At 69.3% G+C, this 14,005-nt stretch carries 11 protein-coding genes and 1 pseudogene; 5 read left to right on the forward strand and 7 right to left on the reverse strand.

Going from position 1 to position 14,005, the window contains the following annotated elements:
• Window positions 1–2,196 (forward strand): annotated as a pseudogene (locus tag HUA75_RS44685) (hypothetical protein); the annotation flags it as partial.
• Window positions 2,197–2,221: 25 nt separating this feature from the next.
• On the opposite strand, the gene HUA75_RS44690 reads toward HUA75_RS44685, so the two are convergent.
• A complete protein-coding gene (locus tag HUA75_RS44690) occupies window positions 2,222–3,415 on the reverse strand; it encodes a hypothetical protein (RefSeq protein WP_174489938.1) in 1,194 nt (397 codons plus the stop codon).
• A 157-nt stretch (window positions 3,416–3,572) separates the two neighbouring features.
• Here HUA75_RS44690 and HUA75_RS47385 point away from each other — a divergent pair, with 157 nt between their 5' ends.
• Window positions 3,573–4,955, forward strand: coding sequence for a PfkB family carbohydrate kinase (locus HUA75_RS47385; RefSeq protein ID WP_371746343.1), 1,383 nt, complete (start codon window positions 3,573–3,575; stop codon window positions 4,953–4,955).
• A gap of 15 nt (window positions 4,956–4,970) precedes the next feature.
• Here the strand turns inward: HUA75_RS47385 and HUA75_RS47390 are convergent, their stop codons facing one another.
• The 4 genes from HUA75_RS47390 to HUA75_RS44720 form a co-directional block, all read right to left on the reverse strand.
• Complete coding sequence (locus HUA75_RS47390; RefSeq protein ID WP_371746344.1) at window positions 4,971–6,752, reverse strand: CBS domain-containing protein; 1,782 nt, start codon at window positions 6,750–6,752, stop codon at window positions 4,971–4,973.
• A gap of 89 nt (window positions 6,753–6,841) precedes the next feature.
• A complete protein-coding gene (locus HUA75_RS44710) occupies window positions 6,842–7,015 on the reverse strand; it encodes a hypothetical protein (protein ID WP_174456191.1) in 174 nt (57 codons plus the stop codon).
• Between the two features lie 318 nt (window positions 7,016–7,333).
• A complete protein-coding gene (locus HUA75_RS44715; RefSeq protein WP_141647784.1) occupies window positions 7,334–8,017 on the reverse strand; it encodes a hypothetical protein in 684 nt (227 codons plus the stop codon).
• 137 nt (window positions 8,018–8,154) lie between these two features.
• A complete protein-coding gene (locus tag HUA75_RS44720; RefSeq protein ID WP_174467653.1) occupies window positions 8,155–8,445 on the reverse strand; it encodes a hypothetical protein in 291 nt (96 codons plus the stop codon).
• 136 nt (window positions 8,446–8,581) lie between these two features.
• Between HUA75_RS44720 and HUA75_RS44725 the strand changes: the two genes are divergently transcribed.
• On the forward strand, window positions 8,582–9,535 hold the full coding sequence (locus HUA75_RS44725; protein WP_174489939.1) for a hypothetical protein: 954 nt from the start codon (window positions 8,582–8,584) through the stop codon (window positions 9,533–9,535).
• On the forward strand, window positions 9,532–10,506 hold the full coding sequence (locus tag HUA75_RS44730; protein ID WP_141647786.1) for a zinc ribbon domain-containing protein: 975 nt from the start codon (window positions 9,532–9,534) through the stop codon (window positions 10,504–10,506). The genes HUA75_RS44725 and HUA75_RS44730 overlap by 4 nt, the downstream gene beginning before the upstream one ends.
• Before the next feature lie 123 nt (window positions 10,507–10,629).
• Here the strand turns inward: HUA75_RS44730 and HUA75_RS44735 are convergent, their stop codons facing one another.
• Window positions 10,630–12,030 (reverse strand): serine/threonine-protein kinase, encoded by a 1,401-nt coding sequence (locus HUA75_RS44735; protein WP_174489940.1) that lies wholly within the window; start codon window positions 12,028–12,030, stop codon window positions 10,630–10,632.
• Between the two features lie 142 nt (window positions 12,031–12,172).
• Complete coding sequence (locus tag HUA75_RS44740; RefSeq protein ID WP_174489941.1) at window positions 12,173–13,351, reverse strand: serine/threonine-protein kinase; 1,179 nt, start codon at window positions 13,349–13,351, stop codon at window positions 12,173–12,175.
• Window positions 13,352–13,582: 231 nt separating this feature from the next.
• Between HUA75_RS44740 and HUA75_RS44745 the strand changes: the two genes are divergently transcribed.
• The gene (locus tag HUA75_RS44745; protein WP_141647789.1) at window positions 13,583–13,954 is read left to right on the forward strand and encodes a helix-turn-helix transcriptional regulator; all 372 of its coding nucleotides are present in this window, start codon (window positions 13,583–13,585) and stop codon (window positions 13,952–13,954) included.
• The last annotated feature ends 51 nt before the right edge of the window (window positions 13,955–14,005 follow it).

Consider the following 14,005-nt stretch of genomic DNA (forward strand, 5'->3'; position numbering starts at 1 on the left):
CTGCGCCGGGAGCGCTCCCTGTCCAACCGGTTCGACGACCTGCTCGTCGTGCTCTACGACCCGGCCCTGTTGAAGGAAGGAGAGAAGACCGTCCTCGAAGCCGAGGGGCTCCGCGCGGAGAACCTGACGGACGCGCAGGCGTATGTGGATGCCGTGCTCGCGGAGACGAAGTGGCCGGTCCCGAAGCACTGGCCGCATCCCGGCGTGGATGTCTCGTGTCCGCAGTGCAAGCACTGGCGGGTGGCCGTCCTACCCATCACCACCGAGCCCGGCTATGACAAGGACAAGCCCGCCCTGAAGGACGACAAGGGCAACACGCTCCCCGACTTCGACAACTACACCCTGCTCCCGAACGACGTGGGGGCCATCGCTCCCGGTATCTACACGGGGTATTACCGGGTGGGTCTCCACAAGGGCGCGAGCAACCCGCCCACCTCCTACGCCGCGCTCCAGTTCGCCGCGCCCTCCATCCCCGCCCGGCGGCGCTTTCCCGTCTCCGACTTCCTGAACGCCGCGCAGGCCGCGCACGACAGCGGCCGGGACGAGGACTTCCGCGCGAAGTTCGCCGAAGACGACGAGGAGGAGCAGAAGAAGGCCCGCGCGGAGCTCGAGGCGAAGCTCGGCGAGAAGCTGCCGCGGAAGAAGGCCCGGCAGAAAGTGGCCTTCGAGCGGGCGGTGGAGGCGGCGCTCGAAGCGCGGAACCGCGAGTACTACAAGCCCCGGATTGCCGAGCACCGGAAGCAGCAGGCCCGGGAGATGCTCGACGCGTGGGTCAATGGCTCCGAAGCGCTGAAGGTGAAGCGAAAGATTGACGCCAGCGAGAGGTTCATCCGGCTCGAGGACGCCAGCGGCGCGGAGACGCAGAACTTCGAGGCGAAAGACAATCAGTTGTCCCACCTGGAGGTCGTGGAGGATGACGAGGCGCCCATGAAGGTGGGCCTCCAACTCGTCTTCAAGGCCCCGCCTCCTCCTCCCGTCATGCCCCCTGCGTCAACCGCGGTCCCCACGCCTCCGGTTCCCACCAGCGCTCCGGGACTTCCCGCCGAGCCGGCTCCCCCTCCTCCGCCCAGGACCCTGCGACTGACGGAGCGCAATGTGCTTGTCGTCTTCGGCACCGCCGGCGCCACCAACATCCACCGCTCGGTCGCCGGGGAGAACGGCTCCTGGAGACGGGGACGCGAGGTGAACGACTTCTCCGAGGGGTGTCAGGTCTTCCGCTCGCCCGATGACTTCCGCGACTTCATGCGGATGGCCATGCTGTCCAAGCGTGCGCACTGCCCATTCCGCGAGGCGAGCTGTTGCGAGAAGCTCACGGTGGAGGACGTCGAGAAGGCCATCGGCCCGAAGATGACGGAGTTCATCGGCAAGTGTCCCAGTGACTTCGCCGAACCTGCGAGCGACGCAATCATGATGGCCTTCACCCGACCGCCGCCCCCGCCTCCTCTCACCAAGACACCACCGGAGCCCGGGGCCGCCGCATCAGCCACCGCGCTCGACCCGAAGGCCGTCGTTCCACCGCCCGCGCCCGACCCGAAGGCCATCGTTCCACCGCCCGCGCCCGACCCACTGTTCGTGGCGGCGGTCGAGAAGCTCCTGGATGAGAGCCGTTCCTACAAGGACTTCGACAAGGAGGTGCGAGCGACCTTCTTGAAGGTCTTCCCGAACAAGAAGTACGAGAACCCCAAGAACTTCGCGCTCTTGAAGAGCTACACGCGAGAAAAGGTGCTCGCCGGGCTGCTCCCCGAGGAGAACGTCCAGAAAGCCGTCGAGGGCCCGCCCCCAGAGCCGAAAGAAGCCAGGGCTTTCGAGAAGGCACTGGAAAAGACCTTCAAAAAGGCTACCGAGACTGGCCTGGAGAACCTTCGAACGAAGCTCACGGAGACCAAGGACGCCTGGGCGAAGGCCGAACACACCCTGCAGATCAATAGAAGGCACGCGGAGTACCTGAAGGATGGGCTTGAGCCCTGTGACTTCGGCGCGTGCGGCTTCAGGTTCGACTACATGCTGGCCGAGACAACCCGGGCCAACATGGAAGCCTTCGTGTCGAAGCTGGGTGGCCGGGACTGGAATGCGCTCTTCCCCGAGGATGCGCCCCTCCCGCCACCTCCATCCCCCAAGCCCAAGAAGCAGGCTCCCTCCAAGTCAGCAGGGAAGAAGGGCAAGCCCCCTCCCCCCTCGGCCGGCGCACCCAAGTAGCCCTGCCCCCCGGACCGCGAGAGACTCAATCATCGGCGGTCTGCTCCCGGTACAGCACATCCACCCCCACGACGTACCACCCGTCCTCGACACGTGCCCAGTGGACCCGGAAGTTGGAGTACGAGTCCGGTCTCTCCGGAGGAGCGATGGGGTCGAACACATAGCCCTTTGCGCCGGGTGCCGGGACGAGACGGAACAGGTCGCTCTGCACGCTCGCGCCGGCGGTATTCCGGGAAAGGTCTCGGCCAAAGCGACTCCAATCGCCCGTGACGTGATGCATGTCGAACTCCTCCTCGGGCGGGGGCAGTGGCCCGTTGTGGGGCACCCGCGAGTAGGCGCGCAGCCGAGCCGGTACCCCGCTTTTTTCAGGCGGTAGAAGCTTGAACACCAGGAGCGTCTTGGCCATGAACTCCGCCAAGGTGGGCGCCAGTTCGCGGTGCGTCCCCAGGAACGTCGGCAAGAAGCGCTCTTCGGGCCCTCGGAACACCGGGACGAAGCCGCCCAGGCACAGGTCGCGGTACCTGCTCCCAGGCCATACCGTCAGCACCGTCAGCCGCGCGGACTTCACGGCGAACTGGCGCCGGTACTGGACGTAAAGGGCCCCGCCCGCCGGGAAGTCGCGGGGGAAGTCCAGCACGTAGTCCAGCTTGCGCCCCTCGGCGAACTTCAGCTCCAGCCGCGCTTTCCTCGGACGCGCGTTGGCCTTGTAGAGCTTCGCGGACTTTGGGTTGCCCGGCGTCACCAGGAAGGAATGCACCGGCGTGTCCGGTGGGAAGCTCAGCTCCACCCACTCCCCGGCTCCGCTGCCCTTCGCCCCTTCCGCCCAGAGAGTGCCGGGGTCCTCGTCCAGCAGGTTCGCCGGCCCATAGCGACCGGGCTCCCTCGCGTCCACCAGCACCGATGACGCCGTCACAGTGACGGACACGCCATGCAGCTTCACCTCCACCCGCGTTGCATCCGACGGCCCGGCGTCGGGAGTCTCCGCGGGGACTGGTGCGGCCGAAGCGGCCTGCCCCGCGTCGGCGGGCTCGGATGGGCCCAGGCCGCCCGAAACGGCCTGCCCGGCGTCAGGAGCGCCGGATGGGCCCAGCCCTCCGGCCTCCGTCCGCCCCGCGTCGGTGGACTGCCCCCAGGCCCCCGTGCTCAGCAGGACGCAGCCCAGGATGACCCGCAGAGGGCCCCACCAGCGCGTGCCACCCCTCCAGCCGTCATCGGACATGGGCGCTCCTCAGGGCTCCGGACATCGGGCGCCGCCCTTCACTCAGCGGCGGCCTTTCCCGCCCATCGTACGCCCCCCTCACAAGAACGGCGATGCGCGCGAAGACGTGTCTGGTGGTGACGCGAGGCCGGTGCTGGCCGCACGAGACACTCTCGAGGTGCCGTCCTGGCCCATCACGGAAGTGGACCCGGCGGGCGCGGGAGACTGCTTCCTCGCGGGCTTTACCCTGGGCCTGCTCAGGGCCTGGCCGCTGGCGCGCTGCGCGGAGCTCGCCAACGGGTTCGGCGCGCAGGCGGTGACCCAGGTCGGCGTGCCCAGGCTGGAGGTGACGCGACTTCCCGATCCCGCGCGCTCTCTCCGAAGCCTTCCGTGGACAGGGCCAGCTCGCGCCACGCGGTGCCCCGGACGCCCCAGGACTTGCGGGGCCTGCCTGCCCTGCATCCGTTTCCGGTTCGCGAGCGGCCAGTACTCCCGCTGGGAGTTCGAGCGGGACGGTGAGGAGGTGCTCGTCGAGGCGGACGGGCCGCTGTCGCTGCATGACCAGGGATTGATGGTGGACGCGGCGCTGGCGGGCGTGGGGCTCGCGGATGTCTTTGAGGAGCGGGTGACGTCGCTCCTGGAGCAGGGGCGACGAGTGCGAGTGCTGGAGGACGGGTGTCCCCTCCGTGGGGTTCTTCCTGTACTCCCCGAGCCGGCGTCAGCTCCCGACGGCGCTGAGAGCCTTTATCGACTTCCTCCAGGCGCCGGCTTGAGCATGGGCGCGGGCGTGACTGAAGATGGAGGGATGTCGAGCGACTTCAAGCGGCTTCTGGACAAGGCCTGGGCGTGGTTGGGTCCGCTGCCCGAAGAGGAGTTGCCGCCGTGGTCAGAGAGCATTGTCCGCCAGGTGGACCTGAAGGGATCGATGTCGAGCGACTTCAAGCGGGGACAGTCGGAGCTCTTCACGGGGCTGCTGCCTCGCCCCGAGGGGGCGCCGTGGACGAAGTACACGACGGTGCCGGTGAACCTGAGCGGCGTGCTGCCGACCGAGTTCAAGCTGCGTCTGGCGGAGACCATCGCGTGGTGCCTGCCTCGCGCCGAGGCGGCTCGGGCGGGGGGCACGACGCGCACGGCGGAGCTGATGCCGCCGGTCTGCGGCCATGATGGAGACACCTTCTTGGACCTGGTGCTCAAGACTCCGGATGTCCCCAGGGAGGCGGTGGGCTTCATCACCGAGAGACGCCGTGAGGCACTGGCGCGGATGAACATGCCGCTGCCTCCGCTCGGAGATCTCGCCGGTGGATGGGTGTTCGCGACGGACTTCAACACCGACATCTGTGGCGCCGCGACGGCACCCTCGAATGGCTTCCTGGATGACTACGACGTTCCTGGCTGGGACACGTGGTTCGCGCACCAGGAAACAGGAGAGATGGGCGGCATCATCTACGGCTGGGTGCCGCCTGCCTTGCTCACGCTGGCTGAGAAGGGGTTCTACGTCATTCCCGTCACGAGCGCGTGGTGGCTCAGGGATGAGGACCTGCGTCGCCTCATGGCTTCATGACGAGGCGAGCGGAGGTCAGCGCAGTCGGGACCAGAAGGAGCGACGCGAGGAGATGCGCTCCAGTGCGCGCTGAAGCTCCTCGTCGGAGTCGGCGTGTTTCGCGATGTCACCCATGGTGACGATGCCGATGAGGCGGTCATCGCGTTCGACGACGGGGACACGGCGAATCTGTTCGCGGGCCATGATGTCGACGAGGGTGTGAAGCGTCTCGTCGGGTGTGGCGGCCGGGACGTCGTCCGTCATCACATCCGAGGCGCGCAGTTGCTCGGGGGGCTGTCCACCCGAGAAGGCCTGGATGGCGATGTCCCTGTCGGTGACGATGCCTTCGAGGCGGCCGTGCTCGTTGACGATGGGGATGACGCCACAGTCCTCTTCCTTCATCAGCCGAGCGACCTCGCGCAGCGAGCTGTCACGTCGCGCGGTGCGCACGTTGCGAGTCATCACCTCGCGAGCGGTCAACGGCTCGCGTTGCCACCTCCTCCGCTCGGTCTCGGCCAGAGGTGACGCTCGGAAGTCCTGGCTGCGGTCCTCGCGAATGTGGTCGGCGGCGCGCGTGCGCTCTTCACGCTGTCGCTCGCCCTGGCGCGAACGCTCATCGGACGGAGCCCTCCGTGGACGGGCCTCGAAGTCGAACTCCTCGCCCGGTGAGACTTCCCTCCGCGAGCGCACCTCGGGAGCGACAGGCTCCGTGCGTGACGGAGTGCTTCCGCGCGAACGAGCCTCGAAGTTGAACTCCTCACCCGGCGAGACTTCCCTCCGCGAGCGCACCTCGGGAGCGACAGGCTCCTCGCGTGATGGAGTGCTTCCGCGCGAACGAGCATCGAAGCTGAACTCCTCGCCCGGCGAGACTTCCCTCCGCGAGCGAACCTCGGGAGCGGCAGTCTCCTTGCGTGACGGAGTGCTTCCGCGCGAGCGAGCCTCGAAGTTGAACTCCTCGCCCTGAGAGACTTCCCTCCGCGAGCGCACCTCGGGAGCGGCAGTCTCCTCGCGTGACGGAGTGCTTCTGCGCGAGCGAGCCTCGAAGCGGAAATCCTGGTCCGGTGTCACATCCCTCGACGAATAGTCCTCGGGCGGGCTGAACTCCCGCTGCGTTCGCGACTCCCTTCGCGGGCGGTCCTCGAAGCCACCGCGCTCCCGACGTGCCTGTTCCTCCCGCCACGCGCGGTCCTCGCCGCTCTCCACCAGCGGCTCCCTACCCGAGCGCTCGCTCAACTCCCTCCGGGAGCGAGCCTCACGCCGGGCCCGGTCCTCATCATCCCACGCCTGTCCGCCGTACCCGGTGCGGTCCCACGCGCGGTACTCCGCGGGCTGGGGCGCCAGCTCCCGGTCGTGTTCCCCCATCCGCGGCCGTGGTCCGATGCCCGTGGCATAGCGGTCGTCGCGGTCATCGCGCCCGTACGGCCCACCCCGCACCCCGCCACTCGCCCAGGCCGCGCCACCCCGGTCCTCCACATCGGTCCGAGGCTGCGCCATGCGCTGCGAGGCGCCCCGGTAGAAGCGTCCCTCGCGCACGGAGGGCGACTCGTCCCGCGCCGGGTTCCAGCCCGAAACATCCGACTCGCCCCGCTCCCGCGAGCCAGGAGGCGCCGCATCGGCTGCCCGAGCCGGCTCCGTCCCCAGTCCAGGCCGAGAAGGCCCCAGCGTCTCACCCTTGCCGTTGTCCAAGCTTCGATGCGCCATGCCGCGAAGGCTGGAGACGCCCCCGGTCCCCACCAACCAACCCAGGTGCCCCAAGGGCGAGGACTGTTCGCTCCCTGGCAGCCCCGCCGCCGCGAGCGCCCACGAGCGAACATCCACCCCGCCTCGAACCCGACACCCCGCAACGAAAAACGCGTGCCCTCGGATGAGGACACGCGCCGGTACAGCGACACGAAGGGCGACCGCTCTCAGCAGCAGGGGTCGTTCTTCTCCTCGCAACAGGCCTGCGTGGTGGAGACCTGGGGCGCCGTGCTCTGCGTCTCGGTGGAGGACGTGGACGTCGCCGCTCCATCGCCTCCGTGGATGCGAGCGAGGTCCTTCACGAACAGCTCCTTCAGGGTCTTCACCTTGTGGCTCTTCATGATGCATCTCCCGTCGAGGTGTGAAGCCGGCCGCCGAAACCGGCCGGCGACGTCAGCCTAGGTCTCGCCACGGAGCGCGGGAAGTGTCTCGTGTTTCACGCTGCACCGTGTCTCAGCGCCCACGCGGAGACACTGAAATGTTCCAGCTCACCAGTGCATGACACAGCGCGACGCGCTCGCATTGTCACACCGGAAGGCGCCTCGCGTCATCGCTCGACGGCCCTCCCGGGCTCCGGACGAGCACACGCCCCAGCCCCTCGGGCCCGCGCGCGTCCTGAAAGTCAGACGGCCCGGAGCATGTCTGTCTTCACGACGGCGTCAGTGGACCGCCCAGCGCTCGGCGATCTCCTCACAGGCGAGCACCACGTCCGTGAGCCGGCGGATGTGCGCTCGAGGCGCGGTGAAGATGGTGCCCGCGAACACATCCACCACCTGCACCATGCGGTGGTCCGACGGACCCAGCTGGCACAGGTGCTGCTCCGCGAAGCGCTGCAACATCGTCCCGATGTACTGCCCCGAGCGCTCATCCAGCGGGTGGTGCTTGGAGAAGTAGAGCTTCATCAACCCCACGCGCGGGTTGCCGTGGCGGTCCATGCGCTGGAGGATGACCTCGGGGCGCACGCTGATGGTGACGCCCGCCATCTCCAGGACAGGCGGCTCGGCGCCCACGGCGCTGACGATGGTGTCCTCCAGACCGAGCCACGGCACCACGTCCGCGAAGCGCTCCAGCGCCTCGGAACAGAGGTGGAGCCGCTGCGCCTCGAACTCCGACTGCGGCACGCTGCACGCGAAGCGGCGCTGGTGGTCGCGGAGGATGGCGGGGTCCAAATCACGACAGAGGAAGTCGGTAATCGCGTGAGACGCCTCGGGATAGCGCAGGTACTGCTGCTCGGGTGGATGCTTCTGGTCGTAGATGATGCGCTTGCGACGAGCGGGGGTCGCGATGAGGTACTCACCCAGCTTGTTCACGGACACACGCGGCAGCTCACGGACTTCCGCCATGGAGTTCCTCCCCCTGGATGCTGGCGAATGAGCACACAGTACAGAGGGGGGCTGACATTCCGTTGCTGGCGTGAGTGATTGAAAACAGGGGCCTCACCGCGCACGTAGGGCCGTCGCGGTGAGGGCTGGCCCAGACGTCAGTCCTTCTCTTCCTCCAGGCTGCCGGGGAAGGCGGTCCAGTAGAGGTCGGGGAGCGGGTTGGTGCCGGCGTCGCTGCGAGGGCCGTCACCGTCCGGGATGTCGTCGAGGATGGCGCCCGGGGTCCTCTCCGTCGGGTCCATGGGTTGGGCGCGCCGGTCCTTGTCCGGAGTGTCGCGGTCAGGCGCCGAGTCCTCCCCTGGCGCGTCCTGGTGGCGGGGCCCGGTGGGGCGCCCGTAGTAGTCCTCGGCGGGTTGGGGAGCGGGCTGTCGTCGCTTGTCCTGCGCCATGGTGGAATCCTCCGCCTGGATACGGTCGTGACGGGGAATGCGTACCGCAACCCGGCTATCGTTCCGGGCCGGAGTCCGGGGGGCAGGCGAGCAGGCGCGAGGAGCGCGCTCCCCTTGAAGGAAGAGGAGGGTGCCGATGCCCGAGAGGCGTGACGAGCCGACCGCGACGTTGACGGAGCCTCGGCTCCACCTGGGGTGCCAGTCCTGTGGGGCCCAGTTGGTGTTGGAGCCGTCGCTGCGCACCACGCGGTGTCCCTACTGCGCGGCGCCGTCCGTGGTGGAGCGGCCGCCGCGGCCCGGGGTGCCGGAGCCCGCCTTCGCGCTTGGCTTCGCGCTGACGCACGCGGCGGCGCGGGAGAAGGTGTCCCGGTGGTTGCGCTCGCGCAGTCGCTTCACCCGCAACGGCATCCGGAGCGCGGAGCCGGGGGACGTGCATGGCCTCTACGTGCCCGCGTTCCTCTACAGCGCGCTGGCGAAGTCGAGCTTCCAGGCGACCATCGGCGAGCACTACCAGGAGCGGGAGAGCTACACGACGACGGAGAACGGGAAGACGGTGACGCGCACGCGCACGGTGACGCGCACCGAGTGGCGGCCCTTGCAGGGTGAGCTGGAGGGCTACGTGGCGGACGTGCTCGTCACTGCGTCGAATGGCTTGCGCAACGAGGAGCTGGAGGCGCTGGAGCCCTTCGACTTTCGCGCGCTGGCCCGCTACACGCCGGCGCTCGTGTCCGGGTGGGTGGCGGAGGAGCCCTCGCTGACGAGGGACGCTTGTCTGGAGGGCGCGCGCCAGGAGGTGGGCGAGCTGATGTTGAACAGGCTCGGGGCGCTGATGCCGGGGGACACGCACCGGGATGTGAGCCACGACACGCGGTTGGATTGGGAGTCGCTGGACGTGTGTCTGTTGCCCGTCTGGGTGTTGCCCGTGCGCTACGCGGAAGGGGAGGAGCCCCTGCGAGTGCTCGTGAACGGGCAGACGGGGGAGGTGCATGGGAAGGCGCCTCTCTCGACGTGGAAGGTATTGGCCGCGGTGCTGGTGGGAATCCTGCTGGTGTTGGGGGTCGTGCTGTACGTGGGGGGAGGCGTCGGATGAGCGAGGCCGCGCGGGTGGCAGCGTGTGAGCGGTGCGCGTGCGAGCTGGAGGCGGAGGACCTGCGCTGTCCCATCTGTGGACTGGCGACGCCGCCTCCGGAGCGAGCGGTGGCGACGCGCGAGCGGGCGCGGGTGGTGCGCTGCGAGAGCTGTGGGGCCGCGGTGGAGTACTCCGTGGAGGCGCGGGCGCCACGGTGTGCCTACTGCGGCGCGGTGACGCATGTGGAGATGACGGTGGACCCGGTGGACCAGGCGCAAGGGTGGTTGCCCTTCACCGTGGACCCGAAGGCCGCGAGCGAGGCGCTGGGGCGCTTCCTGGGGCACAAGGCGTTCTTCCGGCCGTCGGGCCTGGCGAAGGAGGCGTCGCTGGAGTCGATGCGTCCGCTGTGGTGGCCGGCGTGGGTGTTCCAGGCGGGTGTGGCGGTGAGCTGGACGGCGGACTCGGACGCGGGGGCGCGGCGCTCGGATTGGGCACCGCATGCGGGACGTACGCGCCTGGATTTCACCAACATCCTGGTGCCGGCGTCGCGAGGGCTGAAGGTGAGCGAGTGCGACACGCTGACGCCGCGCTATCGGTTCGAGCTGGCGGAGAACGAGGGGCGCGGGCCGGAGGAGGCCAGCGTCGAGCGCTTCGAGGCGACTCGCTCGGGAGCGCGAAAGACGGTGCTGGCGGCGGTGGAGCGGCTCGCGAGGGAGCATGTCCAGGAGAGCGGAGACATCCCCGGGAGCCGCTTCCGGAATGTCCATGTGGCGGTGGCGCTCTCCAGTCTGCGCACCACGCGGTGGGCGCTGCCTGTGTATGTGCTGGCCTATCGCTATCGCGGCAATCCGTACCGGGTGCTGGTGCACGGACAGGATGCGGAGCTCGTGTTCGGAGAGACGCCCCTCTCCAAATGGCGCGTGCTGGGTGTCGTAGTGGCGTTCCTCGCCTTTATGGCGGCGCTGCTGTTCTTCACGGGAGGGCTGTCTTAGCGGGTGAACGGGCTGGACCACGGAGGTCCAGCCGACAGGTCACCTGCGGAGTGGAGCGCGAGGGCTCACTGCTCGGAAGAGTCGTCGCGCGAGGATGCGTCGGAAGTGCCCTCGCGCGAGGGCTCACTGCTCGGAACTGTCGTCGTCGCGCGAGGCATCGTCGGAACTGTCGTCATCGCGAGAGGCGAGGTCCGAGCTGTCTTCATCGTGCGAAGAGTCATCGGTCATGTCGTCCGTGCGTGAGTCCCGCCGCCCGTCCGCCTCCTCCGCGAACGAGCGAGTCACGCCCCGAAGCCCCGGCACGCCGAACACCCGCGCCGCCTCCTCCGCCAGCGCTCCAGCGGCATCGACCTCCTCGGGCCCGGAGGGCGGCACCGAAGCCGCCACACCCGGCTCCAGTGACACGGACGCCTCCTCCGCCGTCAGGTCCTCCGGATGCAGGCCGCCCTCGAGCAGCTCCGCCTGATTGCGCCGGCTCGTCGCCTCCATCGCCACGCGGGCCACCTCCTCGGCCGTCGCGTGCCGCCCCTGCCCCGGCGCATGGATGCTCAGCCACCCACGCAGCACCCCGCCCATCTCATCCGCCGTCTGGAACCGCTCCGCAGGCTCCCTGCGCAGCGCGCGCAGCACCACCGCCGCCAGTCCCTCCGGCACATCCTCCACGAGCCGCGCCACCTGCTCCGGCTCCAGGCTCTGCATCCGCGCGGCCACTTCCTCCACCGGCATCCACGTGGGGCCCTGCGCCTCCAACTCGAGCCCCTCGGGCAGCGGCGGGGGCGCCGTGTCCTCCACCGCCAGCGGGTGCCGCCCCGTCAGCAGCTCCAGCAACACCAACCCCAGCGAGAAGATGTCCGAACGGGCATCCACCGGCGCCCGCACCAGGGCCTCCGGTGACGCATACGCGATGTCGCCCTTCACCAGGGGACGGCTCGTCTCCTCGCGTCCCTCCAGCCGCGACGCGGCCACCGTGAAGTTCGTCAGCTTCACATCCCCATGGGTCCCCACGCGGATGTTGCGCGGGCTCACATCGCGATGGACGATGCCCAGCGGCCGGTTCCAGTCATCCACCGCGCCATGCGCGTGGTGGAGCGCGTCCGCCACCTCCGCCACCACGAACGCGGCCAGCGGCGCCGACACCGGCCTGCGCCGCATCGCCGTCAGGTTCAGCAGCGTGTCCAGCGAGCGCCCCTCCACGTACTCCATGACGACGTGTGGCGCCCCCCGGTACAGCTTCATCTGGTGCACCTGCGCGATGTTGGGGTGCTTGAAGCGGAACGTCAGGCTCACCTCCTCCACCAGCCGGCGCCGCTCCACGAAGGTGGCCGGGCTGCGCAGCCGCTTCACCACCACGAGCCCGCTCTGCCCGCCCCGGTAGCGGCGGCGGGCCAGCATCAGCAGCTCTCCGGTGGAGCGGACCTCCAGCTTGCGGACGAACTCGAACACCGTGCCGCCCACGTTGAACAGCACCCGGGGCCGGCGCGGTCCTCCGGGAAGATCCTCCGTCGTCGTGTCGGGCGTCGTCATGGCCTGCCTTTGAACCTGGGAAGTGGTGGGACTACTACAGGATGCCTGAGGTAACACGAAAGGCAACCCATGTGGAATGTCAGAGGTTGACTGACAGTCGATAGACCTCTGGAGTTGGATGCCCAAGAGACGGGGGAGCGCCTCAGTCGTCCCGCTTGCGCCAGGGCCGCAGCGCGCCGCTCAGGACGTGCATCCGCCTGCGCAGCCAGGACCGCCAGGGGACGGACGTCGGGGCCGCGGGCTCCGTGGGAGGTGTGCCTGGAGGACCCGAGTCCGAGCCCGCCCCGGGCCTGTCCTCCCGGCGCATCCACTGGCGAAACTCCCGCGCCTCCTCGTCTCCGTCGAAGAGCGCCTCGTCCTCCTCGGTGACGGCCTCGTGGGGAGGGCGGGGCGGAAACAGCGGCTCGTCCCAGGCGCTGTCCGCCTGCTCCAGCGCCGCGCTCAGCGCCCCACACAGCTCCGCGCCCGTGGGGTAGCGGCCCGCGCCGTACTTGCTCAACAGGCGCAGCACGATGGCATCCAGCACCGGAGGGACGCGCGGGTTGAGGCCGGAGGGCGGCTTGAGTTCGGCGGACTCGATGCTGGCCAGCAGCGCGGAGGGCGGCAGGTGGGCGCGGTAGGGGAAGACGCCCGTCAGCACCTCATGGAAGACCAGGCCCAGGGAGTACAGGTCATCGGTGGGCACGAAGCGATAGCGCGAGCCCGGGATGCGAGGCCCCAGCCAGAAGCGCAGCGCCTCCGGGCTGCGATAGCTGGGCGTGCCCGGAGGCAGCCGGTCCTCCGTCAGCGACGGCGCGCACGCATGGTCCCCCGAGCCGAAGTCCACCAGCACCGGCTGACCATCCGAGGCGCGGACGATGATGTTGCTGCCCTTGAGGTCTCGGTGGACGACGCCCGCGCGGTGGATGGCGTCCAGCGTGAGGGCCAGCGAGGCGAACACCTCCGTGGCCCGGCGCGGCGTGGCCTGGGGACTGGACGCCCACCGCGACAGGGTGGGGCCCTCCACGTAGTCCATGATGAGGTAGAGGTAGCCGCGGTGCAGGTCCGGCCACCGCAGGTAGCCGAGCAGCTCCACCACGTTGGGATGGTCCAGGTGCATCAGCAGCCGGGCCTCCCGCTGGGTGCGCGCGTCCACCCGGGCCTCGTCGTTCTCGGAGGGGCCCTCCAGCGCGAACTTCAGCGCCACCGTGCCGCGCGTCTGGGTTTCCGCCAGGAAGATGGCCCCATAACCGCCGGTGGCCAGCCTCCGGATGATGCGCAGGGCGCCCAGCTCTTCAAAGGGCTGCAGCAGCAACGGGTGCGTCGATTCGAGGTCGCTCATCGCCCCGTCCTCCCCTGGCTGGACCGACCCGCGTGAGGTGCGCGGAGTGAAGGACCTTCAAGGTTGAGCTCCAGACGGCGGATTCGAAACGGGAGGTGCATGTGTGGCCTATGGATTGGACCTTGGAGGTCATTAGCACGGCGGACGCCTTTTCGGGTAGTCTCCTGCCGTGTGGGGTAGGGTCCGGGACAGGTGACGTGGTAGGGAGACTCGAAGAGAGGCGCGAGGACGATGAACCAGGAACTGGCCATCACCGTGGGCGCGGCGGCGAGGGCGGCGCGGGCCCGGCTGGGGCTCACCCAGGCGGACGTGGCCGAACGGGTGGGCATCGCGATGGAGGTCTACAGCCGCATGGAGCGGGGGCGGGTGCTGCCCAGCGTCACCACGCTGCGGCGGTTGTGTCTGGTATTGCGCATGGACGCGAACGCGCTGCTGGGATTGGCGGAGGGCCTGCCGGTGGCGCCCGGCCCGTCCGTGGCGACGCGCTCCGAGGACCCGCCCGCCCTGCGTCGGCTGGTGAGGGCGCTGCGCGCGCTGGGGCCGGACGAACTCCGGGCCGTGGTCCAGCTCGTCCACGGCGCGCTGGGGTTGCTGCGCCGCTGAATCCCGGGGGGACGGGAAACTTGCGCCAGGGAGCGGCCGTGCGACGCTCCC

Origin of the sequence: Myxococcus sp. CA040A (genome assembly GCF_013336725.1) — a bacterium.
GTDB classification, from domain to species: domain Bacteria; phylum Myxococcota; class Myxococcia; order Myxococcales; family Myxococcaceae; genus Myxococcus; species Myxococcus llanfairpwllgwyngyllgogerychwyrndrobwllllantysiliogogogochensis.

Bases quoted from the DNA above. Each gene is read 5' to 3' on its own strand.
- HUA75_RS44730 (WP_141647786.1), top strand. From the start codon at position 9,532: ATGAGCGAGGCCGCGCGGGTGGCAGCGTGTGAGCGGTGCGCGTGCGAG.
- HUA75_RS44715 (WP_141647784.1), bottom strand. From the start codon at position 8,017: ATGGCGGAAGTCCGTGAGCTGCCGCGTGTGTCCGTGAACAAGCTGGGT.
- HUA75_RS44745 (WP_141647789.1), top strand. From the start codon at position 13,583: ATGAACCAGGAACTGGCCATCACCGTGGGCGCGGCGGCGAGGGCGGCG.
- HUA75_RS44735 (WP_174489940.1), bottom strand. From the start codon at position 12,030: ATGACGACGCCCGACACGACGACGGAGGATCTTCCCGGAGGACCGCGC.
- HUA75_RS44710 (WP_174456191.1), bottom strand. From the start codon at position 7,015: ATGAAGAGCCACAAGGTGAAGACCCTGAAGGAGCTGTTCGTGAAGGAC.
- HUA75_RS44720 (WP_174467653.1), bottom strand. From the start codon at position 8,445: ATGGCGCAGGACAAGCGACGACAGCCCGCTCCCCAACCCGCCGAGGAC.
- HUA75_RS44740 (WP_174489941.1), bottom strand. From the start codon at position 13,351: ATGAGCGACCTCGAATCGACGCACCCGTTGCTGCTGCAGCCCTTTGAA.
- HUA75_RS44690 (WP_174489938.1), bottom strand. From the start codon at position 3,415: ATGTCCGATGACGGCTGGAGGGGTGGCACGCGCTGGTGGGGCCCTCTG.
- HUA75_RS44725 (WP_174489939.1), top strand. From the start codon at position 8,582: ATGCCCGAGAGGCGTGACGAGCCGACCGCGACGTTGACGGAGCCTCGG.